At 60.3% G+C, this 24,340-nt stretch carries 21 protein-coding genes; 5 read left to right on the top strand and 16 right to left on the bottom strand.

The genetic code is table 11. From position 1 onward, the window contains the following. Nucleotide 1: 1 nt before the first annotated feature. From FQ182_RS18385 to FQ182_RS18350, 8 genes are all read right to left on the bottom strand, one after another. On the bottom strand, nt 2–811 hold the full coding sequence (locus FQ182_RS18385) for a MetQ/NlpA family ABC transporter substrate-binding protein (protein WP_149413889.1): 810 nt from the start codon (nt 809–811) through the stop codon (nt 2–4). Between the two features lie 67 nt (nt 812–878). Continuing rightward, nucleotides 879–2,231 carry an LLM class flavin-dependent oxidoreductase gene (locus FQ182_RS18380; RefSeq protein WP_149413888.1) on the bottom strand — a complete coding sequence of 451 codons (1,353 nt, stop codon included), beginning with the start codon at nt 2,229–2,231 and terminating at the stop codon, nt 879–881. Further along, nucleotides 2,231–3,424, bottom strand: a complete 1,194-nt coding sequence (locus FQ182_RS18375; RefSeq protein ID WP_149413887.1) for an SfnB family sulfur acquisition oxidoreductase — start codon at nt 3,422–3,424, stop codon at nt 2,231–2,233. Before FQ182_RS18375 ends, FQ182_RS18380 begins: the two co-directional genes overlap by 1 nt. 42 nt (nt 3,425–3,466) lie before the next feature. Then, a complete protein-coding gene (locus FQ182_RS18370) occupies nt 3,467–4,708 on the bottom strand; it encodes an SfnB family sulfur acquisition oxidoreductase (RefSeq protein ID WP_149413886.1) in 1,242 nt (413 codons plus the stop codon). A gap of 435 nt (nt 4,709–5,143) precedes the next feature. Then, entirely contained in the window at nt 5,144–5,890 is a 747-nt protein-coding gene (gene tcyN / locus FQ182_RS18365; RefSeq protein WP_149413885.1) for an L-cystine ABC transporter ATP-binding protein TcyN, read from the bottom strand. Nucleotides 5,891–5,893: 3 nt separating this feature from the next. Further along, nucleotides 5,894–6,559: a cystine ABC transporter permease gene (gene tcyL / locus FQ182_RS18360; RefSeq protein WP_149413884.1), complete on the bottom strand. Its 666-nt coding sequence runs from the start codon at nt 6,557–6,559 to the stop codon at nt 5,894–5,896. Continuing rightward, on the bottom strand, nt 6,559–7,353 hold the full coding sequence (gene tcyJ, locus FQ182_RS18355; protein ID WP_149413883.1) for a cystine ABC transporter substrate-binding protein: 795 nt from the start codon (nt 7,351–7,353) through the stop codon (nt 6,559–6,561). Before tcyJ ends, tcyL begins: the two co-directional genes overlap by 1 nt. Before the next feature lie 186 nt (nt 7,354–7,539). After that, on the bottom strand, nt 7,540–8,532 hold the full coding sequence (locus FQ182_RS18350) for a D-cysteine desulfhydrase (RefSeq protein WP_149413882.1): 993 nt from the start codon (nt 8,530–8,532) through the stop codon (nt 7,540–7,542). 231 nt (nt 8,533–8,763) lie between these two features. Between FQ182_RS18350 and epsC the strand changes: the two genes are divergently transcribed. Together epsC and betT are read left to right on the top strand one after the other, a co-directional pair. Further along, nucleotides 8,764–9,690: a serine O-acetyltransferase EpsC gene (gene epsC, locus FQ182_RS18345; RefSeq protein ID WP_149413881.1), complete on the top strand. Its 927-nt coding sequence runs from the start codon at nt 8,764–8,766 to the stop codon at nt 9,688–9,690. Between the two features lie 317 nt (nt 9,691–10,007). After that, nucleotides 10,008–11,969, top strand: a complete 1,962-nt coding sequence (betT, locus tag FQ182_RS18340) for a choline transporter BetT (protein ID WP_178114483.1) — start codon at nt 10,008–10,010, stop codon at nt 11,967–11,969. A gap of 3 nt (nt 11,970–11,972) precedes the next feature. On the opposite strand, the gene FQ182_RS18335 is transcribed toward betT, so the two are convergent. After that, nucleotides 11,973–12,221 (bottom strand): hypothetical protein, encoded by a 249-nt coding sequence (locus FQ182_RS18335; RefSeq protein WP_149413879.1) that lies wholly within the window; start codon nt 12,219–12,221, stop codon nt 11,973–11,975. 242 nt (nt 12,222–12,463) lie between these two features. Here FQ182_RS18335 and mgrA point away from each other — a divergent pair, with 242 nt between their 5' ends. Next, nucleotides 12,464–13,501, top strand: a complete 1,038-nt coding sequence (mgrA, locus tag FQ182_RS18330; RefSeq protein WP_149413878.1) for an L-glyceraldehyde 3-phosphate reductase — start codon at nt 12,464–12,466, stop codon at nt 13,499–13,501. A gap of 64 nt (nt 13,502–13,565) precedes the next feature. Here mgrA and tauD read toward each other — a convergent pair whose 3' ends face one another. From tauD to FQ182_RS18295, 7 genes are all read right to left on the bottom strand, one after another. Beyond that, a complete protein-coding gene (gene tauD / locus FQ182_RS18325) occupies nt 13,566–14,402 on the bottom strand; it encodes a taurine dioxygenase (RefSeq protein WP_149413877.1) in 837 nt (278 codons plus the stop codon). 55 nt (nt 14,403–14,457) lie between these two features. Beyond that, nucleotides 14,458–15,294, bottom strand: coding sequence for a taurine ABC transporter permease TauC (gene tauC, locus FQ182_RS18320; protein ID WP_149413876.1), 837 nt, complete (start codon nt 15,292–15,294; stop codon nt 14,458–14,460). Then, nucleotides 15,291–16,070 carry a taurine ABC transporter ATP-binding subunit gene (gene tauB, locus FQ182_RS18315; RefSeq protein ID WP_149413875.1) on the bottom strand — a complete coding sequence of 260 codons (780 nt, stop codon included), beginning with the start codon at nt 16,068–16,070 and terminating at the stop codon, nt 15,291–15,293. The genes tauC and tauB overlap by 4 nt, the downstream gene beginning before the upstream one ends. A 16-nt stretch (nt 16,071–16,086) precedes the next feature. After that, nucleotides 16,087–17,064 carry a taurine ABC transporter substrate-binding protein gene (gene tauA / locus FQ182_RS18310; protein ID WP_149413874.1) on the bottom strand — a complete coding sequence of 326 codons (978 nt, stop codon included), beginning with the start codon at nt 17,062–17,064 and terminating at the stop codon, nt 16,087–16,089. A 180-nt stretch (nt 17,065–17,244) separates the two neighbouring features. After that, on the bottom strand, nt 17,245–18,828 hold the full coding sequence (gene gshA, locus FQ182_RS18305) for a glutamate--cysteine ligase (protein ID WP_149413873.1): 1,584 nt from the start codon (nt 18,826–18,828) through the stop codon (nt 17,245–17,247). A gap of 213 nt (nt 18,829–19,041) precedes the next feature. Then, nucleotides 19,042–19,425 (bottom strand): PaaI family thioesterase, encoded by a 384-nt coding sequence (locus FQ182_RS18300; RefSeq protein ID WP_149413872.1) that lies wholly within the window; start codon nt 19,423–19,425, stop codon nt 19,042–19,044. Further along, on the bottom strand, nt 19,425–21,761 hold the full coding sequence (locus FQ182_RS18295) for a Tex family protein (protein WP_149413871.1): 2,337 nt from the start codon (nt 21,759–21,761) through the stop codon (nt 19,425–19,427). Before FQ182_RS18295 ends, FQ182_RS18300 begins: the two co-directional genes overlap by 1 nt. Before the next feature lie 355 nt (nt 21,762–22,116). On the opposite strand from FQ182_RS18295, the gene ompR reads away from it, so the two are divergent. Together ompR and FQ182_RS18285 are read left to right on the top strand one after the other, a co-directional pair. After that, nucleotides 22,117–22,857, top strand: a complete 741-nt coding sequence (ompR, locus tag FQ182_RS18290; RefSeq protein ID WP_133103043.1) for a two-component system response regulator OmpR — start codon at nt 22,117–22,119, stop codon at nt 22,855–22,857. Between the two features lie 117 nt (nt 22,858–22,974). Next, nucleotides 22,975–24,288 carry an ATP-binding protein gene (locus FQ182_RS18285; RefSeq protein ID WP_133103044.1) on the top strand — a complete coding sequence of 438 codons (1,314 nt, stop codon included), beginning with the start codon at nt 22,975–22,977 and terminating at the stop codon, nt 24,286–24,288. Nucleotides 24,289–24,340: the final 52 nt, after the last annotated feature.

Raw genomic sequence — 24,340 nt, 5'->3', positions numbered from 1 at the left:
TTCAGCCTTCCCAGCCGGCTTGGTAGAGCTTGCCATGGGCTTTATCCAGGGCGGCGCGTACGGCTGGCGAGTGTTGGTAGATGTCGACGAACTTGATCAGGCGCGGGTCGGTTTTGCTTTTCGGCTGAATCACAAACTGGATCACATACTCCTTGTGGTCGAGACCGTCGAACAGCAGCGCGGACTCGGCATCGAAGGTCTTGGCCAGGCGAATGTAAGCCGGGTAGCCCTGCACCAAATCGGCGTCGTCATAAGCGCGCACCAGTTGCACGGCTTCCACCTGCAGGACTTTCAGCTTCTTGGGGTTGGCGATGATGTCTTCTTCAGTGGCCTTGTAGCCCACGCCCGGCTTGAGGGTGATCAAGCCGGCCTTGGCCAGCAGTTGCAGGCCCCGACCGCTGTTGATCGGGTCATTGGCAATCGCCACGGTCGCGCCTTGCGGCAGTTCATCGAAGCTTTTGTATTTCTTCGAGTAGAGGCCAACGTTGTTGATGATCCCCGGCGCGAACGGTACCAGGTCAAAACCGGCGGCGGCCTTGGCGTTTTCCAGGAACGGGATGTGCTGGAAGTAATTCACGTCGATATCCCCGGCAGCCAGGCTGACGTTGGGCGCGATCCAGTCGGTGAACTCCACCAGTTCGACTTTCAGGCCCTGTTTGCCAGCCTCTTCGACGGCGGCTTCCAGGGGGATGGCAAAGGCGGCGGTGGTGCCTACTTTCAGCGGTGCGTCGGTGGCGAATACTGCCGCGCTGAACAGGCCGAGGGCGAGCGCCAGTGCTTTGACTGGGTGGGTGAGGAGTGCTTTTTTCATAATGGATTTCCAGTCATAAAAATTTGGTTGAGCAATATGTAGATCGTTCCCTCGCGCGTGGGAACGATCAATTGCGGTAGGTAGACCCGGTGTGCTGCTCGGGTAAATGAGCCGAACCATGGAAGACTTTTTCCCGAAGGGTCCCCTGCTCGTAAGCCGTCTTGTACGACCCGCGTCGCTGCAACTCGGGAACCACCAGATCGATAAAGTCCACATAGCTTTCCGGCGTGACAATACGCGTCAGGTTGAAGCCATCCAGGCCGGTTTCGCTGATCCAGGATTCCAGCTCATCGGCCACTTGCTCCGGCGAGCCCACCAGGGTGATGTAGCGGCCACCGAGGGCGTGTTGCTCCAGCAACTTGCGCCGAGTCCAGTCATTGTTTTGTAGGGTTTTGGTGGCCGACTGGATGGCGTTGCTTTTCACGTACTGGATCGGTTCATCCAGTGCGTATTGGGAAAAATCGATCGCCGTGGACGCGGAAAAATGCGCCACACCGGCTTCGGCGCTGGCGTAGCTCAGGTACTCGGCGTGCTTGGCCCAGGCCAGTTCTTCAGTGGCGCCGACGATCACGTTCAGGCCCATGAACACCTTGATGTCGTCCGGGTTGCGTCCTGCCTCGACGGCGCTGGCGCGTACCTTGTCCACCTGGACCTTGGTTGCCGCCTTGTTCTGCCCGCTGATAAACACGCACTCGGCATGGCGCCCGGCGAACAGCAGGCCGCGATCCGAACTGCCGGCCTGGAACAGCACTGGCGTACGCTGCGGCGATGGCTCGCAAAGGTGATAACCCTCCACCTGATAGAACTCGCCGTGGTGCTCGACCTTGTGCACTTTGTCCGGCTGGGCGTAGACCCGTGCTTGCGGATCGTTGAGCACCGCGCCGTCTTCCCAACTGCCTTCCCAGAGTTTGTAGAGCACCTGCAGGTACTCGTCGGCCTGGTCGTAGCGGCGGTCATGTTCGACTTGCTCGGTGAGGCCCATGGCCTTGGCGGCGCTGTCCAGGTAGCCAGTGACAATGTTCCAGCCCACCCGGCCACGGCTCAGGTGATCGAGCGTGGACATGCGCCGGGCGAACAGATACGGCGGCTCGTAGGTGAGGTTGGCGGTCAGGCCGAAGCCGAGGTTTTTGGTGACGGCGGCCATGGCCGAGACCAGCAGCAGCGGGTCGTTGACCGGCAATTGGATCGACTCCTTGAGCGGCACATCCACCGAGTCTTGGTAGACGTCATACACACCAACGATATCGGCGATAAACAGCCCATCGAACAATCCGCGCTCCAGCAGTTGCGCCAGTTCGGTCCAGTATTCGACCGTCTTGTACTGGGTCGAAGTATCCCGCGGATGAGTCCACAGGCCGTGGTTGATGTGCCCGATGCAGTTCATGTTGAAGGCATTGAGCAGGATTTTCTTTTTGCTCATCAAATAGTCCCCCGCAGCGGCGGGTTTTCATCGTTGAGGTAATAGTTACCCACCGCGTGGTACTTCCAGCGCACCGGGTCGTGCAGGGTGTGCACCCGGGCGTTGCGCCAGTGACGGTCCAGGCCATGTTCGGCCAGGGTCGCCTGGCTGCCGGCCAGTTCAAACAGGGTGCTGCCGGCGGCGAGGGAAATCTCGGTACTCAGCGCGCGCACTTCAGCGACAGCAATGGACGCGGCGGCGACGGTCTGGGCATTGGTCTGGGCCTGGGCACGGTCGAGGAAAACGCCCGCGCGCTCCAGCAGGGCTTCGGTAGCGTGCAGGCGAATGCTCAGGTGGCCGAAGCTTTTCAGGGTCAGCGGGTCTTCGGTGGCCTTGTCGTTGCCGGAGTCAATCCATGGCCGGGTCTTGGTGCGCACGAAGTGCAGGGCATCTTCGAAGGCGGCGCGGGCGATGCCAGTGTCGATGGCAGCGTGAAGGATCTGCGCCAGCGGGCCAACCGGGGTCGGGCGTTCGAAGGCACTTTGAAACGGGATCACATCGGCGGCGGCCACCCATACGTTGTCGAATACCACCGAACCACTGCCGGTGGTGCGCTGGCCGAAGCCGCTCCAGTCGTCGATCACCGTCAAGCCCAGGCTGTCGCTAGGGACAAAGGCCAGTTGCTGGATGCCGTTTTCGTCCACTACGGAGGTGGGAATACGCTGGGCGTAGAGGGCACCGGTTGAGTAAAACTTGCGGCCGGTAATGCGGTAGCCGTCGCCGTCGCGGGTCAGTTTTGTCACCCGGTCATGGGCGGTCTTGGTGCCCAGTTCCGCGAGGGCATTACCGAAGCGCTGGCCGGCCAATACTTCGGCATACAAGCGTTTTTGCTGCTCAGGGTTGCCGTTGACCCGTAATACTTCCAACGCATAGAAATGGTTCTGCGGGATCTGCCCCAAGGACGCGTCGGCTTGGGCGATCAGCGCCGTAACCTTGGCCAGGGTGACGTTGGAAACGCCAGCACCGCCGTACTCCTTGGGCACGCGGATGCCCCACAGGCCGGAGCGGGAAAACACGTCCAGTTCAGCCAGGGGCAGGCGGCGTTCGCGGTCGCGCAGGGCGCTGTCGCGACGGAAGTCTTCGGCCAGGTCGCTGGCAACAATAAGGGCTTGTTCATCGCTGGTGATGACCGCGACGTGGTGAGAGAAAGTCATTTTTGTTCTCCAGAAGCTTGGTCGAGAAAGTGTTCTGGTCGGTTAAATCCAGGAGTGTCGGGCCGGCAAGGTGCCGTTGAGGTGATAAGCGCCTACCGCGTGGTATTTCCAGCGCACCGGGTCGTGCAGCGTGTGCACCCGTGCATTGCGCCAATGGCGGTCGAGGTTGAACTCGGCGAGGGTGGCGCGGCTGCCGGCCAGTTCGAACAGCTTTTCGCTGGCCAATAAAGAAATTTCAGTGGTCAGCACCTTGGCTTCGGCCACGGCAATCGAAGCCCTGGCAGCAGATTGCGCGGTGATCGGCGCAGCGCTGACTTGGTCCAACACCTGGCCGGCCTTACGCAGCAGCGCTTCGGCGGCGTGCAGTTCGATTTTCAGTTTGCCGATGTCGGCGATCACGTAAGGGTCATCGCTGGCCCGTTCGACCTTGGCGTCGATCCACGGGCGTGAGCGTTCACGTACGAAGCTGATGGTGTCGTCGAGGGCACCACGGGCGATACCGGCGTCGATGGCCGCCTGGATCAATTGCGACACGGCGCCCTGAATGTTCGGGGTCTGCCCCAGCCTCCAGTTGTCTACCACCAGTTCGGCGTCCACCGGCACGTTGTTCAGCAACACCGTGCCGCTGGCCGTGGTGCGCTGGCCGAAGCCCGACCAGTCGTCGACGATACGCAGCCCCGGGGTGCCACGGCGCACAAACGCCATGACCTGCTGGCCGTCATCATTCAATGCCTTGATCGCCACCCAGTGGGCGTACAGCGCACCAGTGGAGTAAAACTTCTGGCCGCTGATGACAAACCCGTCACCCCCGGCGGTGATCCGGGCCTTGAGGTCCAGGGTGTTTTTGGTACCGCGCTCCGGGCCCCCGTTGCCAATGCGCCAGCCGTCCAGCACGCTCTGGAACAATTGTTTTTTCTGCCGCTCGTTAGCGGTGCCTTGCAGCAAGTACAGGATGCCGAATTGGTTCTGCGGGATTTGCCCCAGGGCCGGATCTGCGGCACTGATAATCGCGAAGACTTCGGCCAGGGTCACAAAGGACACCTGCGGGCCGCCGTATTCACGGGGGATAGAAATACTGCCCAGGCCGCTGCGGGTGAATTGCTCGATTTCGGCCCAGGGCAATTTGCGTTGTTGATCGCGCCGTGCTGCTTGCAGGCGGGCAGCCTGGGCAAGCTCGTGTGCAGCGTCGAGGGCCTCGGCGTCGTTGCGCAGTACCTTGGTGGGCAACAACAGCGGGGCAATGTCCAGATCACTCTGGAGGGGAGCTTGTGCCAAGTTAGACATCTGTGTGCCACTCCATGGCTGCACGCAATGCCCTGGCGTTACGCACCGGGGTGATTTTGACCATACCTACCTCACATCCGTTGAAAAACAAAAAAATCAGGAATGTCCGGTGGTCCGGTGCATATACCCTAAGCGTGTTTATTTTTTAAATAAACTAACTTTTAGGAATATGCATAGAAGGTCTGCCATCCCGGTTCACACGGCGAGCCCGGGCAGCATGGAGGGGGTTGAAATGGGCTTCATCAATAATCTCCTTGATGCAGACAGCAGCAATCGCTCCGAACGTTAAGCGCAGGCGAGCGGCATAGTCTGAAAGGAACGATTTAATGAAGAGCCAGAATAGGATCCAGTCCTCTGGGCGTTAGATAAGAGGGCTGGTGAGTTGCCTTTCGGCAACTCTATAAAGCGAAGTTTCTTACAATGGATTGGCGCAGGTTAGTTATTGATAAACTTGCTGAGAAACTGCCGGGTGCGCTCTTCCTTGGGGTTGGCAAACAGTGCCTTGGCTTCGCCTTGCTCGACGATTACGCCCTTGTCGAAAAAGATTACCCGGTTGGCCACGTCGCGAGCAAAGCTCATCTCGTGGGTGACGATGACCATGGTGCGTTTTTCTTCGGCCAGGCTGCGAATGGTCGCCAGTACTTCGCCCACCAACTCAGGGTCCAGGGCCGAGGTCGGTTCGTCGAACAGGATCACTTCCGGTTCCATCGCCAGGGCCCGGGCAATCGCTACCCGTTGCTGCTGGCCACCGGACAGGCGCCGAGGGTAGGCGTCTTCCTTGCCCGCCAGGCCAACCCTGGCCATCAGCTTGCGACCTAGGGCATCAGCGGCTGCCCGTGGCATCTTCTTAACCACCACCGGGCCTTCGATGACGTTTTCCAGCGCCGTGCGGTGAGGGAACAGGTTGAAGTTCTGGAACACAAAGCCCACGTGCTGGCGCAGGCGCCGCACCAGGCTCTGTTGCTGGTTGAGGGGGCGGCTGCCGTCGATCTGGATATCCCCGACCTTGATCCGGCCGCTGGTGGGTTCTTCGAGAAAATTCAGGCAGCGCAGGAAGGTGGTCTTGCCGGAACCGCTGGGGCCGATGATGGCGACGACTTCGCCCTCCTTGACCTCAAGGTCGATACCGTCAAGCACCACCTGACCCTTGAATTGTTTGGTCAGTTTTTCAACCACGATCATGCTTCAAGACTCCAGGTCATGCCGGTTGACCCGTGCTTCCAGGCGATTCTGCAGGTGTGCCAGGACACTTGCGAGTACCCAGTAGATCAAGGCGGCCGACAGATACATGGTGAAAATTTCGAAGGTGCGTGCAGAGACCAGTTGCGCCTGGCGAAACAGCTCGGGCACCTGGATGGTCGCGGCCAGGGCAGTGTCCTTGACCAGCGAAATAAAGCTGTTGCCCAGGGGCGGCAAGGCTGTTCGCATGGCCTGCGGCAGGATGGCCCGACGCAAGGTCTGCGCGCGGGTCATGCCGATACTGGCTGCTGCTTCCCACTGGCCACGCTCGATGGAACCGATCGCGGCACGCAGGATTTCACAGGCATAAGCGGCCATGTTCAGCGAGAAGCCGATCATTGCCGCCGGTATCGGGTCCAGCTCGATGCCCACTTGCGGTAAGCCGTAATAGATCAGGAACAGCTGCACCAGCAGCGGCGTGCCGCGAAAGAACGACACATAGACCCGGGCGATCCAGCTCAGTAGCTTGAAGCGCGACAGGCGCATCAAGGCCAGGGCGAACCCCAGCAGGGAGCCAAAAAACATCCCGCCCAGGCTAAGAATCACCGTGTAGTACGCGCCCTTGAGCAGAAAGGGCGCGGAGTCCAGCGCGAGTTGGAAACCTGCTTCCATTATTGAGTGACGTCAGCGTTGAAGTATTTCTCGGACAGCTTTTTCAAGGTGCCGTCAGCGCGCAGTTTGTCGATGGCCTTGTTAACGGCGGCGAGCAATTCAGGTTCGCCTTTGCGCAGGGCTACGCCGGCTTCCTGGCGAGAGAAGGGTTCGCCAGCGGCGGCGGTGTCCGGGGCTTTTTTCGACAGTTCAAGAGCGGCCAGACGGTCTACCAGAATCGCGTCGATACGACCGATACGCAGGTCCTGGTATTTAGTCGGATCATCGTTATAGGTCTTGATGATGGCTTTCGGCGCGTTGTCCTTGAGCCATTGCTCGTAGTTGGTCCCCAGGCCTACACCGACTTTCTTGCCAGCCAGGTCGGCAACGGTCTTGATGGTGCCTTCATTCTTTTTCAGGGTCAGCGCTTGAATACCGGAAACGGTGTAGGGCTCGGAGAAGTCGTACTTCTTCTTGCGCTCTTCAGAGATGGTCACCTGGTTGATTACTGCGTCCAGGCGCTTGGATTCCAGCGCTGCGAGGATGCCGTCCCATGGGGTGGCTTGTAACTTGACCTCGACCCCCAGCTCCTTGGCGAGGGCTTGGGAGAACTCGGCCTCAAAACCCGTGAGCTTGCCGCTTTCATCGACGAAGCTGAACGGTGGGTAGGTGCCTTCCAGGCCGACCTTGATCACACCGGCCTTCTTGATGTTGTCCAACTGCTCGCCAGCAACCGCCTGGCCCAGCAACCCAGCCCCTAGGGCCAGCCCCAATGTGCCAACCAGTAACGTGCGACGGAATACAGAAATAGTCATGAACAAGCCCCTGTGTTTTTTATGTTGAGCGAAGCAGGTGACAGCAGTAGTCGTATCCTGCCTTAAAGCGGCGTGTGCGTCTCGCAACACGTTCGCTTTTGGCGGGACTATAAATTGAGTTTTTAAGACTTGAAAATAATATAAATTACGGCTGTTATTCTTTTTTGGAATAAAAGACGGAATTGTTCAGAACAGCGAATCATAAGCAAATAACGCCGGAGCGCCGCCGGTGTGCAGGAAGATAATTGGGCCGTCCTCAAAGCGCTGGCGGCCAATGCCATCCAGCAACCCGGCCATGGCCTTGCCAGTGTAGACCGGGTCCAGCAACAGGCCTTCCTGGCTGGCCAGCAGCTTGATCGCCGCCAGGGTGCCGGCATTTGGCTCGCCGTAGCGGGGGGCGAAGTATTCGTCCCAGAGGATCACCTTGAAGCTGGCGGGAATCTCGACACCGAGCAACTCGGCAGTCCGTTCGGCCAAGCCTTGCACCTTGGGCCGCTGGGCCTCATCGGTGCGCGACACGGTCACACCGATCACCGGCAAATCCGGCAGCGCTTCACTCAAGGCCAGGGCCAGCCCGCTATGGGTGCCGGCGCTGCCCGAGGCGAGCACCACGGCGGCAAAGGTGATGCCGCTGTCTTCGATCTGCCTGGCCAGCTCCAGCCCTGCGCGCACGTAGCCCAGGGCACCGATGGCATTGGAGCCGCCGATGGGCACCTGATACGGTTTCTTGCCGTTGCTGCGCAGGCGCTCGGCGAGGGCGCGCAGTTGTTCGTCGGCATTGTCCAGGTTCTCCACCAATTCAACTTTGGCGTCGAACAGCTCCAGCAACAGACGGTTGCCGTTGCCCAGGTAGTTGGGGTCTTTGGTGCCGGTGGGGTTTTCCAGCAGGGCGACGCAGCCCAGGCCCAGCTTGGCCGCCAAGGCAGCGGTTTGGCGCACATGGTTGGACTGGATGGCGCCGGCGGTGATCAGGGTATCGGCGCCTTGGGCCAGGGCATCGGCTGCTAGGTATTCGAGTTTGCGCAGCTTGTTGCCGCCCATGGCCAGTGGCGTGGTGTCGTCGCGCTTGACGTAGATATCGCGGCCCAGCCAGGCCGATAACCGATCGAGTTTTTCCAGGGCAGTGGCGCCGCCCAGCAGTTCCAGACGATTAAAACGGTCGAGCTGTTGTTTGATCATGGCTACGCACGGGAGATAAAAGATGCAGCGACTATAGGCAGGCACTTTTCATCGGGCAACTGCCAATCGCTTATGTCGGTTGGTTATGTGCTCGGCATGATTAGTTCTTAAGGCGGACCCTGTGGCATGTCGTAAGGTAGCGGTCATTTCAGCTTCAAGCGGCAAGCTTCCAGCTACAAGTAAAAGCAGGCGGGTACTTGCTTGCAGCTTCCCACTACCGAAGGTTCCACCATGAGCGAGCGTTCCAGTCATTGGCAATTACAGACCATCGTCAGCCAGTTGCGCAGCGCCCGGGACCAGTGGCGCACCCACAATGGCCGGGTCAGCGGCGAGCAGGGCGGGCGTGAACTGCCGTCGCGGGACGCTGTGGCGCAGATTCTTGAAGCGCTGTGCGGAGCACTGTTCCCCATGCGTTTGGGGCCGGTGGACCTGCGCGAGGAAAGTGAAGATTTCTACGTCGGTCATACCCTCGATGTGGCGTTGAACGCCTTGCTCGCCCAGGCCCGCCTGGAGTTACGCTATGCCGCACGACAAGGCGGTCAACAAGACCGCGAAATCGATGCTACCGCCATCCGGTTGATCCAGGATTTTGCCCTGGCGCTGCCGGCTCTGCGCAGCCTGTTGGACACCGATGTGCTGGCCGCCTACCACGGCGACCCGGCCGCCCGCAGCGTCGACGAAGTGCTGTTGTGCTATCCGGGGATTCTGGCGGTGATCCACCATCGCCTGGCTCATCATCTGTACCGCGCCGGCTTGCCGCTGCTGGCACGGATCAGTGCGGAAATCGCCCACTCGGCCACCGGCATCGACATCCACCCCGGCGCGCAGATCGGTCCGAGCTTCTTTATCGACCACGGGACGGGTGTGGTGATTGGCGAGACGGCGATCATTGGCGAGCGGGTACGCATCTACCAGGCCGTAACCCTCGGGGCCAAGCGCTTCCCGGCCGATGAGGACGGGCAGTTGCAGAAAGGTCATCCGCGCCACCCGATTGTCGAGGACGACGTGGTGATCTACGCCGGGGCGACGATTCTGGGCCGGATCACCATCGGCAAGGGCTCGACCATCGGCGGCAACGTCTGGCTGACCCGCAGCGTGCCGGCGGGGGCCAACCTGACCCAGGCGAATTTGCAGCATGATGATGGGGCGCAGAAGTAGGTTTATTTAATGATCGCTCCCACGCAGAACGTGGGAGCGATCAGTTCCAAGTTTCTGCTGAACGTTTTGTCATCCCAATGCGTCATACCTTTCGTTGAACTATCGTAAGAACGCACGACTGCCTGGCCTTGCGATTAGTCCCAAAACACCTATTCATGTTTAACTTGACTGTTCGTTCAAGTTAAACCGGTGGTTCGCTGCCCGCTCACAACAGGAGGCTTGCCTTTGCTGAGTCCGCTTTTTACAACCACATCCAACACCCCTGAGGTGCGCCCTTCATGAGTGCATCGCCCACACCTTCCAGCGGTCTGATCCGCATGAATCCGCCGGTGTTTTACTTCGCCGCGAGTTTCATTTTGCTGTTCGGCCTGACCGTTATCGCTATCCCCGAACAAGCTGGCGCCTGGCTGCTGGCCGCACAAAACTGGGCGGCCAATACGGTCGGCTGGTACTACATGCTGGCGATGACCCTCTATCTGGTCTTCGTGGTGGTCACCGCTCTATCTGGTTACGGCAAGATCAAGCTCGGTGCCGACCACGACGAGCCCGAATTCAGTTACCTGTCCTGGGCCGGCATGCTGTTCGCCGCCGGGATCAGCATCACGCTGTTTTTCTTCTGCGTCTCTGAGCCGTTGACCCACTTGGTGCAACCGCCCCAGGGCGAGGCCCTGAACGCAGACGCCGCGCGCCAGGCCATGCAGATACTGTTTCTGCACTGGGGTCTGCATGGCTGGGGTGTATTTGCCTTCGTCGGCATGGCCCTGGCGTATTTTGCCTATCGGCATAACCTGCCGCTGGCGTTGCGTTCGGCTCTGTACCCGCTGATCGGCAAACGTATCAACGGCCCCATCGGCTATGCGGTGGATGGCTTTGGCATCATCGCCACGGTGTTCGGCCTGGGTGCCGACATGGGCTTTGGCGTATTGCACCTCAACTCCGGGCTCGATTACCTGTTCGGCGTGGCCCACACCCAATGGATTCAAGTCGGCATCATCACTTTGATGATGGGCGCGGCGATCCTGGTGGCCGTCTCCGGTGTCGACAAGGGCGTGCGGGTGATGTCCGATATCAATATGCTGCTGGCCTGCGCGCTGCTGCTGTTCGTGCTGTTCGCCGGGCCCACCCAGCACCTGCTCAACACCCTGATCCAGAATATCGGCGACTACCTCGGCGCCTTGCCGACCAAGAGTTTCGACCTCTACGCCTACGATAAACCCAGCGACTGGTTGGGTGGCTGGACTGTGTTCTATTGGGCCTGGTGGATCGCATGGTCGCCGTTTGTGGGCCTGTTTATCGCGCGTATTTCCCGGGGCCGCACCATCCGCGAATTCGTCTTCGGCGTGCTGTTGATCCCGCTGGGCTTCACCCTGGCCTGGATGTCGATCTTCGGCAACAGCGCCATCGACCAAGTGCTCAACCATGGCCTGACCGCGCTGGGGCAGTCGGCCATCGATGACCCGTCGATGAGCCTCTACCTGCTGCTGGAAACCTACCCGTGGAGCAAGACGGTCATCGCGGTCACGGTGTTTATCAGCTTTGTGTTCTTCGTCACCTCTGCCGACTCCGGCACTGTGGTGTTGTCCACTCTGTCCTCCAAAGGTGGAACCGCCGATGAAGACGGGCCGAAATGGTTACGGGTGTTCTGGGGCGCGATGACTGCGTTGGTGACCAGCGCCTTGCTGTTTGCCGGCAGTATCGATTCGCTGAAGTCAGCGGTAGTGCTGACGTCGTTGCCGTTCTCGATGATCCTGTTGCTGATGATGTGGGGGCTGCACAAGGCTTTCTACCTTGAATCCCAGAAGCAGATTGCGCAGATGCATTCCCTGGCTCCGGTGTCGGGCTCACGCAAGGGTCGTGGCGGTTGGCGTCAGCGTTTGAGCCAGGCCGTGCACTTCCCTTCACGGGATGAGGTGTACCGCTTCCTCGAAACCACAGTGCGTCCGGCTATCGAAGAAGTGACTGCGGTGTTTGTCGAAAAAGGCCTGAACGTAGTCACCCAGCCCGACCCTGCCAACGACAGCGTCAGCCTGGAAATCGGTCACGGCGAGCAGCAGCCGTTTGTCTATCAGGTGCAGATGCGCGGCTATTTCACGCCGTCGTTTGCCCGGGGTGGTATGGCTTCCAAGGAGATCAACAACCGCCGCTACTACCGGGCGGAAGTGCACTTGAGTGAGGGCAGCCAGGATTACGACCTGGTGGGCTACACCAAGGAGCAGATCATCAACGACATCCTCGACCAGTACGAGCGCCACATGCAGTTCCTGCACATGGTTCGTTGAAGCTCAGGCCCTGATGAACAGGGCCAGTGCCACCAATGGCGTACCGAACACCACACTGCCGATCACCAACTCCGACACCAGGGGCTGGCCGGCGGTGATCACGCCTATCGCGCCGTTGACCACCGATAAAACCAACCAAATCCCGACGAAGCTGTAAGCCAGCATGTGCCGGCTGACGCCCAGTTTTTGGCCGATCAACAGCATCAGCGCCAGCAGGGCCAGGCCGAAGGTGATGACGAGTGTGGTGTGCATGATCGATATCTCTACATCCCTGAAGGCAGACGTTAGCGTAGCAGCGGTCGAGCAGAACGAGGCGGCGTCCGAGAACGGCTACCGAGAAGTATGAAAACCGCCTCTATGTGAGCTTCGTCGTACCACCCTGATAGGCCTTTGCTGTAGAAAGGATGGGTGCACTTAAGCGATTCAGCTGCCCTTAAAAGGCCTGGGAATATCGTTATTCCTGCGCCTTATATGCCCTGACCAGAGAGGATTCGATGACTTACATTGCTGCCGAAAACCGCTATGAATCTATTCCCTATCGCCGCTTGGGCCGCAGCGGGCTCGTGCTGCCAGCACTGTCCCTGGGGTTGTGGCACAACTTTGGCGACAGCACCCCCATCGATACCCAGCGCGCCTTGCTGCGTACGGCATTCGACCTGGGTATCAACCACTTCGACCTGGCCAACAACTATGGCCCGCCCTACGGCAGCGCCGAGATCAATTTCGGTCGCCTACTGCGCGAAGACTTCAAGCACTACCGCGATGAACTGATCATCTCCAGCAAGGCCGGCTGGGATATGTGGCCCGGCCCTTACGGCCAGGGCGGCGGTTCGCGCAAATACGTGTTGGCGAGCCTGGACCAGAGCCTGCAACGCCTGGGCGTCGAGTACGTGGATATCTTCTATTCCCACCGCTTCGATGCTGACACCCCGCTGGAAGAAACGGCCAGCGCCCTCGCCACTGCCGTGCAACAAGGCAAGGCGCTGTACATTGGCATCTCATCCTATTCAGGGGCAAAAACCCGGGAAATGGCGGCGCTACTCAAAGAGTGGAAAGTCCCGCTGCTGATCCACCAGCCGGCCTACAACCTGCTCAACCGTTGGGTGGAAAAGGACCTGTTGGACACCACCGACGAACTTGGCGCCGGGGTAATTGCCTTCACGCCGCTGGCCCAGGGGCTGCTGACCGACAAATACCTCAATGGCGTACCGGCCGATGCGCGGGTGAATCGTCCGGGGGGCGGTTCATTGCAGGCTTCGCACCTGTCGGATGCCAACATCGCCCACGTGCGCGCCCTCAATGAGATCGCCAAGCGTCGTGGGCAAAGCCTGGCGCAGTTGGCCTTGGCCTGGACCTTGCGCGACCCTCGGGTGACCAGCGCCTTGATTGGTGCGAGCCGGCCAGAGCAGATCATTGAAAACGTCGGGGCGTTGAAGAACTTGAGCTTCACGGCGGATGAGCTGGCGCAAATTGATCGGTTTGCCCAGGAAGGCGGGATTAACTTGTGGGAGAAGCCGTCTACCGCTGAGTAAACGGTAGTGCTCAGTTGATAACTGATCGTTCCCGCGCAGGGTGCGGGAACGATCAGCGCCTTAATCAGAACGGCACATCCCCCAAAATCGTCGCCCGATGCATCACCCGCCGTTGCGGCCGGTAATCGTCAACGGCGTAGTGTTGGGTCACGCGGTTGTCCCAGAAGGCCACGTCGTTTTCCTGCCAGCGCCAGCGGATGGTGAATTCCGGGCGGGTGGCGTGGGCGAACAGCAACTTGAGGATGGCTTCGCTTTCGGCGGGTTCAAGTTCGTTGATTTTGCTGGTGAAGCCGTCGCTGACGAACAGCGATTTGCGCCCGCTCACCGGGTGGGTGCGAATCACCGGATGGGACAGTGGCGGGTTTTTGCGCCGGGCTTCTTCCCAGCGGGCCAAATCTTCGGCGGTGTTGCCGTAACGCTCCAGGGGGAAGGACCGCGTGAAATCGTGAGTCGCGGTCAAGCCGTTCAACAAGGTTTTCATCGGCTCCGACAACGCGTCATAGGCGGCAATGCCGCTGGCCCACAGGGTGTCGCCACCAAACTCCGGCAACAGCTTGGCGCTGAGCACCGCGCCCAGGGCCGGGGTCGGCAGGAAGGTCACATCGGTGTGCCAGATGGCGTTGTCACGCACGTCGGTGACGGCGGTATCGAGGATCAGTACTTCGGGCTGCTCCGGCACGTTGGGGTAAATCGGGTGAATGTGCAGGTCGCCGAAATTTGCCGCGAATCGTGCCTGTTGCTGGGGGGTGATTGGCTGGTCGCGAAAGAACAGCACCGAATGCTTGAGCAACGCCTGTTCGATGGCGTCGCGTTGCTCCAGATTCAGTGGCTGAGTGATGTCGACGCCATTGATCTGGGCGCCAAGGGCGATGCTTAAGGGCGTTACGGTCAGGCTGCTCATGCTGTTCTCGAAAGTGTTGGGCGCCGAGGTGTCGGCGTAGTCAGTGCGGTTCTGTTCAGTGTGCCTGGCCGTGCCATGGCACCAGTTTGCGCTGCAGGGCGCGCAGGCCCATTTCCATGGCGAAGGCAATCAGGGCGATGACCAGGATGCCAAGCACCACCACGTCGGTGACCAGGAACTGCGCCGCCGACTGCACCATGAAACCCAGGCCGCTGGTGGCGGCGATCAGTTCGGCGGCTACCAGGGTTGACCAGCCGACACCCAAGCCAATCCGCACACCAGTGAGGATGTCCGGCAAGGCGCTGGGCAGGATCACGTGGCGAATCAGTTGTGCGCGGGTTGCGCCCAACGACTGTGCGGCGCGCAGCTTGGCCGGGTCGACGGTGCGCACGCCGGTGGCGGTGGCGATGGCAATCGGCGCGAAAATCGCCAGGTAGATCAGCAACACCTTGGACAGCTCGCCGATGCCGCACCAGATCACGATCAGCGGCAGATAGGCCAGCGGTGGAATCGGGCGGTAGAACTCGATCAGCGGATCGAGAATGCCCCGGGCAATGCGGTTGGAACCGATGGCGATGCCTACCGGCACGGCGGTCAGTACGGCAAAACCCAGGCCCAGGCCGATACGGCCCAGGCTTGCGGCCAAGTGCTGCCACAAGGTGGAATCCATGTAGCCGCTGGTCGCCAGCAGCCAGCCCTTTTGCAGCACGGCAGAAGGCGGTGGCAAGAACAATGGTTCGATCATCCCGCTAGCGGTCACGGCCCACCAGATGGCCAGCAAGGCAACCAGGGTCAGCACGCTGATCCAGCGCGTGCTCAAACTGCGGCGCACCGGCACGGTGGGCTGGGACGCTGGCTTGGTCGCCGTGGCCGGTAATTCATAACTGCTCATGCGTATACCTCCCGTTGGGAGAACACTTTGCCCAGGACGTGTTCGCGGGTTTCGATAAAGCGCGGGTCGGACTTGATCGCCCGTGCTGGTTCGCCAGCGGCGTAGCGCTGGCCGAAGTCCAGGCTCAGGCGTTCGACGACCTGGCCCGGATTGGGCGCCAGTAGAATCAGGTCAGTGGCGAGGAAGACGGCTTCTTCAATGTCATGGGTAATCAGGAACACCGGCTTGGCGGTGCGCTGCCAGACCTGCAGCAGCAACTCCTGCATCTGTTCGCGGGTGAAGGCATCAAGGGCGCCGAAAGGTTCGTCCATCAGCAACACGCGCGGGTCGGCGGCCAATGCACGGGCCAAACCGACACGCTGCTTCTGGCCGCCGGAAAGCTGCCAGATGCGTCGGCTGTCGAAACCGGCCAGGTCCACCAGGGCGAGCATTTCCCTGGCGCGGATTTCCCGCTTGGCTTTCGATACGCCCGCCAGCTCAAGGCCGAAGCCGACATTGGCCAGCACGTCCTGCCAGGGCAGCAGGGCATCGTCCTGGAACACTACGCCACGTTCGGCGCTCGGCCCTTTTACAGGCACGCCATCAAGGGTGATGTGCCCGGCGCTGGGTTCGACGAAGCCGGCAATCAGGTTCAACAGCGAGGTCTTGCCACTGCCGGACGGGCCGAGAGCGACCAGCAATTGCTGGGGCCCAAGGCTTAGGGAAATATCAGCCAGTACAGGCTCTGTGGCGCCTGGGTACTGTGCGCTGATGCGCTCCAGTTGTAGCAAGGCCATCGCGATGGACTCCCGATCAGTTGGTGATGAACTTGGCGCTGACGTACGGCGCGTAGTCCGCCAGCACGGCTTCGACCTTGCCCTGTTCCTTGAGGAACGCGGCGGTGTCGGTGACGGCCTTGGTGGTCGGCGCACCCAGCAGCGTTACTTGATCAGCTGCCAGCGGGTAGACGTTGCCTTGCAGCAGCAGAGGAATGTCGCTGGCCTTGGCCCCGGAGAGCTTCACCAGTTTTTCGACGTTGCCTTTGTCGGCGAGCCAGGCTTGTGGGTCTTTGCGGTAGGCGGCGTAGGCATCGAGGGTGACTTTGGCGAATGCGCTGACGATCTCCGGGTGTTTCTCGGCGAAGTCTTTGCGCACGATCCAGGCATCGAAGGTCGGCGCACCGAACTTGGCCAGTTCGCCGGAGGTGATCAGCACCTTGCCGTTTTCCTTGGCCACGCCCAGGGCTGGGTCCCAAACGTAAGTGGCGTCGATATCACCGCGCTTCCAGGCGGCGACGATGGCCGGTGGCGCGAGGTTGAGGATGGTTACTTTCGATGGATCAATGTTCCAGTGCTTCAGCGCCGCCAGCAGGCTGTAATGGCCGGTGGAGACGAAAGGCACGGCGATTTTCTTGCCGATCAGGTCCTGTGGGCTGTTGATCCCGGAGCCGTTGCGGGCCACCAGGGCTTCAGCACCACCGATCTGGGTAGCGACGAGGAAGGTTTCCACCGGCACTTTGCGGGTGATGGCGGCGGTCAGCGGGCTGGAACCGAGGTAGCCGATCTGTACATCGCCGGACGCGATAGCGGCGATGATGTCGGAACCGTTGTCGAATTTGCGCCAGTCGATCTTGGCATGGGTGGCTTTTTCATACGCGCCGTCGGCCTGGGCGACTTTCGCCGGGTCCACGGTGGTCTGGTAGGCGATAGTGACGTCGGCGGCCTGGGTAAACAGGCTGGCGCCGGCCAGGGAAAAGGCCGCCAGGAGGCGTAGGGGGAAGTGCAGTTTCAAGGGGAAGTTCCTCATCAGGCGGCCGAGGGTCGGCGTTTGAGGAGACTAAATGATCTAAGAACCCGAAAATAAATAACATTTTCGAATTAGCTTATGAGGGGAAAATCCATTGCCGGGTGAACACCAAACCTGTGGCGAGGGAGCGAGCTCCCTCACCACAGTTTATTCGTTGGCCGTTAATTAGTTACTGATCGCCAAAATACTCGCCTGGTACGACCCGACAAATACGTCGAAATCCCCCACTTCGTTCTGCTCAAGCTCTGCCTGCTGCGCCAGTGAACTGCGCGCCAGCTCCTCAAAGCGTGCCTGTTCCTCAGCGGCCAGCGGCTCCTTGCGGAAGAACTCGGCATGCACCTGGCTCTGATGCAGGGAGAACTGCGCAAAACTCTCTTTGCGCTCGCTCATCGCCGCCAGCACCTGGGCTGATGGCGTGAGGGACGGGTCTTTGATCTTCGCCAACTGGGCGTCCAGTGCCTGGCTGTGTTCAGTGCAACCATGGCTCTGGTCCAGCAGCGCCGCGAGAGGAGCAATCTTCTCCAGCAACTCGGCGGTCCATTCCTTCATCTCCACCGATTCACCGTGCCGCTGCAATTGCAGGCCCGGGCGGCGGCCTTCCTTGACCACACTGAGGAAGTTGGACGTGGCGTTGCCGCATTCGTTATCAGCAAACAGCGGGCTGTCGTTCAGCGCGCAATACAGCAGGAATGCGTCGAGGAAGCGCGACTCTTGCAAGTCGATGCCCATTGGCAGGAACGGGTTGATGTCCAGGCAGCGCACTTCGATGTACTGGATGCCACGGGCCACCAGCGCCTGGATCGGCCGTTCGCCGGTGTAGGTCACGCGCTTGGGGCGGATGTTGGAGTAGTACTCGTTTTCGATCTGCAGGATGTTGGTATTGAGCTGTACCCACTCACCGTCCTTGTGGGTGCCGACTTCGACATATGGGGCGTAGGGGGTTGCGACCGCTTCGCGCAGGCTGTCGGTGTAGCTGTCCAGATCGTTGTAGCAAGGCGTGAGCCCCGCCTGGGCGTTGCTTTGGTAACCCAGGTCGCTCATGCGCAGACTGGTGGCATAGGGCAGGTACAGGGTATCGGCATCCAGTTGCTCCAACTGATGGGAGCGACCGCGCAGGAAGCCGGCATCTAGGGCTGGCGAGGCGCCAAACAGGTACATCAGCAGCCAGCTGTAGCGGCGGAAGTTACGGATCAGCGCGATATAGGCCGTGGACTGATAGTCGCGGTCAGTGCCGACAAAGCCTTCGGCTTCCTTGAGTAGCGGCCACAAATCTTCCGGCAGGGAGAAGTTGTAGTGGATGCCGGCGATGCATTGCATGGTCTTGCCGTAACGCAGGGCCAGGCCCTTGCGGTACACATACTTGAGCTGGCCGATGTTGGAGGTGCCGTAGTAGGCAATCGGAATATCTTCCTCGGCCGGCAATGGACACGGCATCGATGGACTCCACAGGTACTCGTTGCCGAGCTTGCTGTAGGCAAAGCGGTGAATCTTGTCGAGGCTGCTCAGGGTGTCTGCCGGGTTGGGCAGGGCCGGAGTGATGAACTCCAGCAGCGACTCGGAGTAATCGGTGGTGATCTGTTCATGGGTCAGTGCGGCGCCCAAGGCCTCGGGATGCGGCGTTTGCGCCAGTCGGCCCTCACGGGTGACACGCAGGCATTCACGCTCGATGCCGTGCAGGCAATGCTCAAGCAAAGAGAGGTGGGCTCGCTCGCCAAGCAGAGCCAGGCGGCGGTTGAGAAGTTCGCTCAAGTTGGATTCCTTCACGCGTCAGTCGCCCCAATATGGGGGTGGGCAAGACGGTCTACAAGGGTGAAGTTAAAACTGGCGTTATCGCCTGGTTTTCGAGCCGGATTGACCCACTCTGAAAGAGCCGCCTTCATCCTGAATCTGGCTATCGTGCACAAAAAAAATTTCGGCGCAGCTTTCACAGCGCCGAAATTAACTCAAGTCGATGACAGGGAGCTATAGGACTGCGAAGGTGCCTTGTGCTTTTGCGACCAGTTTTTCGTCCTGGTACACGTCAGCCTCAACCACCAACGTGCGCCGGCCTGGGTGAATAACCCGGGCGGTGCACAGCACGTCGCCGTCTGAAACGGCGCGGATGTAGTTGATTTTGCACTCAATGGTCGCGCTCTGCTGGTCGAAACCATGGGCGCTGGAACAAGCCAGCCCCATGGCAATGTCCACCAGGCTGAAAATAGCCCCGCCATGGAGCTTGCCAGCGCGGTTGCGCAGCTGCGGCTCCAGGGTCATGGCCACTTCGGCAACGCCCTGATCCAGGCGTTGCAGGCGGCAGCCGATCAGTTCACTGAAGGCGCTGTGGGTCAAACCGGCTGGCAATTCCATTAGCGCTTCTTCAGTTGTTTGGCGTTGGCGAACAGCGACGCCATGGCGTTATTGGCCGGAGCTTCGGTGGCGGTTTCCTTGCGTGGTGCCGTATTTTGAGAGCGGTTTTGCGACTGGCGAGGCGCCGAGCCTGGGCGTGCGCCACGGGCACCGTCGATTTTCTCGCCGGGGGTGTCGCTCATGCGCATCGACAGGCCCACGCGTTTGCGCGGGATGTCGATTTCCATGACCTTGACCTTGACCACGTCACCGGCTTTCACCGCTTCGCGAGGGTCCTTGATGAACTTCTCGGAAAGCGCCGAGATATGCACCAAACCGTCCTGATGCACGCCGATATCCACAAACGCGCCGAAGTTGGTCACGTTGGTCACTACGCCTTCGAGGATCATCCCCAGTTGCAGGTCCTTGAGGTCTTCGACGCCTTCCTGGAACTCGGCGGTCTTGAACTCAGGACGTGGGTCGCGGCCCGGCTTTTCCAGCTCTTGCAGGATGTCGGTGATGGTCGGCACGCCGAAGGTTTCATCGGTGTACTTTTTCGGGTCCAGGCGCTTGAGGAACGTGGCGTCGCCAATCAGCGAGCGGATGTCGCGATCGGTTTCAGCGGCGATCCGTTGCACCAGCGGATAGGCTTCCGGGTGGACGGCCGAGGAATCCAGCGGATTGTCACCGTTCATCACGCGCAGGAAGCCGGCGGCCTGCTCGAAGGTTTTTTCGCCAAGGCGTGCGACCTTTTTCAGCGCTGCACGGGTCTTGAAGGCACCGTTTTCGTCGCGGTGGGTGACGATGTTCTGCGCCAGGGTAGCGTTGAGGCCGGAGATCCGGGCCAGCAGCGCCACGGAAGCGGTGTTTACATCGACACCGACGGCGTTTACGCAATCCTCCACCACCGCGTCCAGGCCACGCGCCAGTTTCAGCTGCGACACGTCGTGCTGGTACTGGCCGACACCGATGGATTTAGGGTCGATTTTCACCAACTCGGCCAATGGGTCCTGCAAGCGGCGAGCAATCGATACCGCGCCACGGATCGTCACGTCGAGGTCCGGGAACTCCTTGGAAGCCAGTTCCGAGGCTGAGTACACCGACGCGCCCGCCTCGGAGACCATGACCTTGGTCATCTTCATGGCTGGGTACTTTTTGATCAGTTCGGCGGCAAGCTTGTCAGTTTCCCGGCTGGCAGTGCCGTTGCCGATGGCGATCAGGTCCACCGAGTGTTTGGCACACAAGGCGGCGAGGATGGCGATGGTCTGGTCCCACTTGTTGTGGGGCACGTGCGGATAGACCGTGGCGTGGTCGAGCATCTTGCCGGTGGCATCCACCACGGCGACCTTGCAACCGGTGCGCAGGCCTGGGTCCAGGCCCAGGGTGGCGCGTGGGCCCGCCGGGGCGGCCAGCAGCAGGTCATGCAGGTTGTGGGCAAATACGTTGATCGCCTCGGTTTCGGCGCCGTCGCGCAACTCGCCCAGCAGGTCGGTTTCCAGGTGGGTGTAGAGCTTGACCTTCCAGGTCCAGCGCACGACTTCACCGAGCCACTTGTCCGCAGGACGATTCTGATTCTGGATGCCGAATTGTTGACCGATCATGCCTTCGCAGGGGTGCATGGTGCCCGGCAGTTCGTCGCCGACTTTAAGCGCGGAGCTAAGAATGCCTTCGTTGCGCCCACGGAAAATCGCTAGGGCGCGGTGGGACGGCATGCTCTTGAGCGGCTCGTCGTGTTCGAAGTAATCGCGGAACTTGGAGCCTTCCTCTTCCTTGCCTGCGATGACTCGGGCACTGAGGACGGCTTCCTGTTTCAGGTAGCTGCGCAGCTTTTCCAGCAGGTTGGCGTCTTCGGCGAAGCGCTCCATGAGGATGTACTTGGCGCCTTCGAGGGCCGCCTTGACGTCGGCGACACCTTTTTCGGCGTCGACAAAGCGTGCAGCTTCGCTTTCCGGGGCCAGGGAAGGGTCGTTGAACAGACCGTCGGCCAAGTCGCCGAGGCCAGCTTCCAGGGCGATTTGGCCCTTGGTGCGGCGCTTCTGCTTGTACGGCAGGTACAAGTCTTCGAGGCGGGTCTTGGTGTCGGCGAGCTTGATGTCGCGCTCCAATTGCGGGGTCAGCTTGCCCTGCTCCTGGATGCTGGCGAGAATGCTGATGCGCCGTTCGTCGAGTTCTCGCAGGTAGCGCAGGCGCTCTTCCAGATGCCGCAACTGGATGTCATCGAGGCTGCCGGTCACTTCTTTACGGTAACGGGCGATGAAGGGCACTGTGGAGCCTTCATCCAGTAGAGCGACGGCCGCTTCGACCTGTTGTGGGCGTACACCGAGTTCCTCGGCGATGCGGCTGTTGATGCTGTCCATAAAACCACCTGAAATTCTGAAAGCAGCTCGCAGGCCCGGAGAACAAGGCCCTTTGAGACTGGTTGAGCGGCCCGACTGGCGCCGCTGCCTGGGTCAAGAGGCAGCCTATTGACCCTCGAAATCGGAAAATCACTGCGTACCTGTGAAAAAAACGGCATGCAGCAAACGGTAAAGATCTGAATTTTCCCTGCACAAAGGCGGCGCAGTATAACCAGCGTTCTGCCGTTGGGGGGATTGCGCGGGATGTTGAAGGGCGCAGGTTCGCTGGCAGTAGAGGAAAAATCTGCTAACAATGCACACGGTGCGTATAACGGCAGCTACGCCATAATGCGCACCGAGATAAGAGGAGCATCTAATGAGCAGCACTGCACAAACTGCTGAAGGCGAAAAAATTCTCATCGTTGATGACGATCCAGGGCTGAGCAGCCTGCTGGAGCGGTTCTTCAACTCCAAAGGCTACCGCGCCCGATCGGTGCCCAATACCGAGCAGATGGACCGCCTGCTGGGCCGCGAAGTATTCAACCTGGTCGTACTCGACCTGATGCTGCCCGGAGAAGACGGCCTGACGGCCTGCAAACGCTTGCGCGGCGCGAACAATCAGATTCCGATCATCATGCTGACCGCCAAAGGCGATGAGCTGAGCCGCATCAAGGGGCTCGAACTAGGCGCCGACGATTATCTGGCCAAGCCGTTCAACCCTGATGAACTCATGGCTCGGGTCAAGGCGGTATTACGTCGCCAGGCCGCTCCAGTGCCGGGCGCCCCGGGCAGTGAAGACGAAAGCGTCACCTTTGGCGACTACGAACTGTCCCTGGCGACCCGTGAGCTCAAGCGTGGCGACGAAGTCCACATGCTCACCACCGGCGAATTCGCTGTGCTCAAGGCGCTGGTGATGAATGCCCGTCAGCCATTGACCCGCGACAAACTGATGAACCTGGCCCGTGGCCGCGAGTGGGACGCTCTGGAGCGCTCCATCGACGTGCAGATTTCCCGTCTGCGCCGAATGATCGAACCGGACCCGTCCAAGCCGCGTTATATCCAGACGGTGTGGGGTGTGGGTTACGTATTTGTGCCGGACGGCACTGCGACCAAGTGACCAATGTTTTGCAGGTGCGGGTATTCCGGTGTTTGATCCCTTGAGGGTCAGCCGGATTCCCGGCGTCTGTAATTCTGCGAGCCTTGCTCGCTCCTGCAAGGTGTCTAGCTGTCTTCTATGAAAACCCCCCTGTGGTTCCCGCAAAGCTTTTTTTCTCGCACCCTTTGGTTGGTGCTGATCGTCGTACTGTTTTCCAAGGCACTGACACTGGTTTATCTGCTGATGAACGAAGACGTGCTGGTGGATCGACAGTACAGCCACGGTGTCGCCCTGACCTTGCGTGCCTATTGGGCCGCAGACCCGGAGAATCGCGAGAAGATCGCCAAGGCTGCGACGCTGACCCGAGTGGTGGGCGCTGGTGTACCGGAAGGGGAGCAGCATTGGCCCTACAGTGAAATCTATCAACGCCAGATGCAGGCCGAACTGGGTGAGGACACCGAGGTGCGGCTGCGCATGCATGTGTCTCCTGCGCTGTGGGTGCGGGCTCCGAGCCTGGGGGATGGCTGGCTGAAAGTGCCGCTGTATCCGCATCCATTGCGGGGGCAGAAAATCTGGAACGTACTGGGCTGGTTCCTCGCCATCGGTTTACTTTCTACCGCGTCGGCGTGGATTTTCGTTCGCCAGTTGAACCAGCCGCTCAAGCGCCTGGTGTTTGCTGCCCGACAACTGGGGCAGGGGCGTAGCGTGCGCTTGCCCATCAGTGACACCCCCAGCGAAATGACCGAGGTGTACAGCGCGTTCAACCAGATGGCGGAGGACGTCGAACAGGCCGGCCGTGAGCGCGAGTTGATGCTTGCCGGAGTTTCCCATGACTTGCGCACGCCGCTGACGCGACTGCGTCTGTCCCTGGAACTGATGGGCAATCACACTGACCTTACCGACGGCATGGTCCGCGACATCGAAGACATGGACGCCATTCTCGACCAGTTCCTGGCGTTTATCCGCGATGGCCGTGACGAAGTGGTGGAAGAGGTCGACCTGACCGACCTGGTGCGTGAAGTGGTGGCGCCCTACAACCAGAATGGCGAGCAGGTGCGCATGCGCCTGGAGCCGATCCAGCCGTTTGCCTTGCGTCGGGTTTCAATGAAGCGACTGCTGAACAACCTGATCGGCAACGCCCTGCATCACGCTGGCTCAGATGTGGAAGTCGCGGCCTATGTATCGGGCGATACCAATGCGCCTTACGTGGTACTGAGCGTCATGGACCGTGGCGCGGGTATAGACCCGGCGGAGCTGGAGGGCATCTTCAACCCGTTCACCCGTGGCGACCGTGCCCGTGGTGGCAAGGGTACGGGCCTTGGGCTGGCGATCGTCCGGCGGATTGCCTCGATGCACGGCGGCAATGTTGAGCTGCGTAACCGTACCGATGGCGGCCTGGAAGCGCGGGTGCGCTTGCCATTGGGGCTGATGTTGCCCAGGGATGCTGTGTAGGAGCAGCGGTAAGCCTCAAGCCTCAAGCCTCAAGCTGCAAGGGAAAAGCAGG

Origin of the sequence: Pseudomonas sp. ANT_H4, from assembly GCF_008369295.1 — a bacterium.
Lineage (GTDB): Bacteria > Pseudomonadota > Gammaproteobacteria > Pseudomonadales > Pseudomonadaceae > Aquipseudomonas.
Note: the sequence above shows the minus strand (reverse complement) of the source record. Positions and strands in the feature narration are given on the sequence as shown.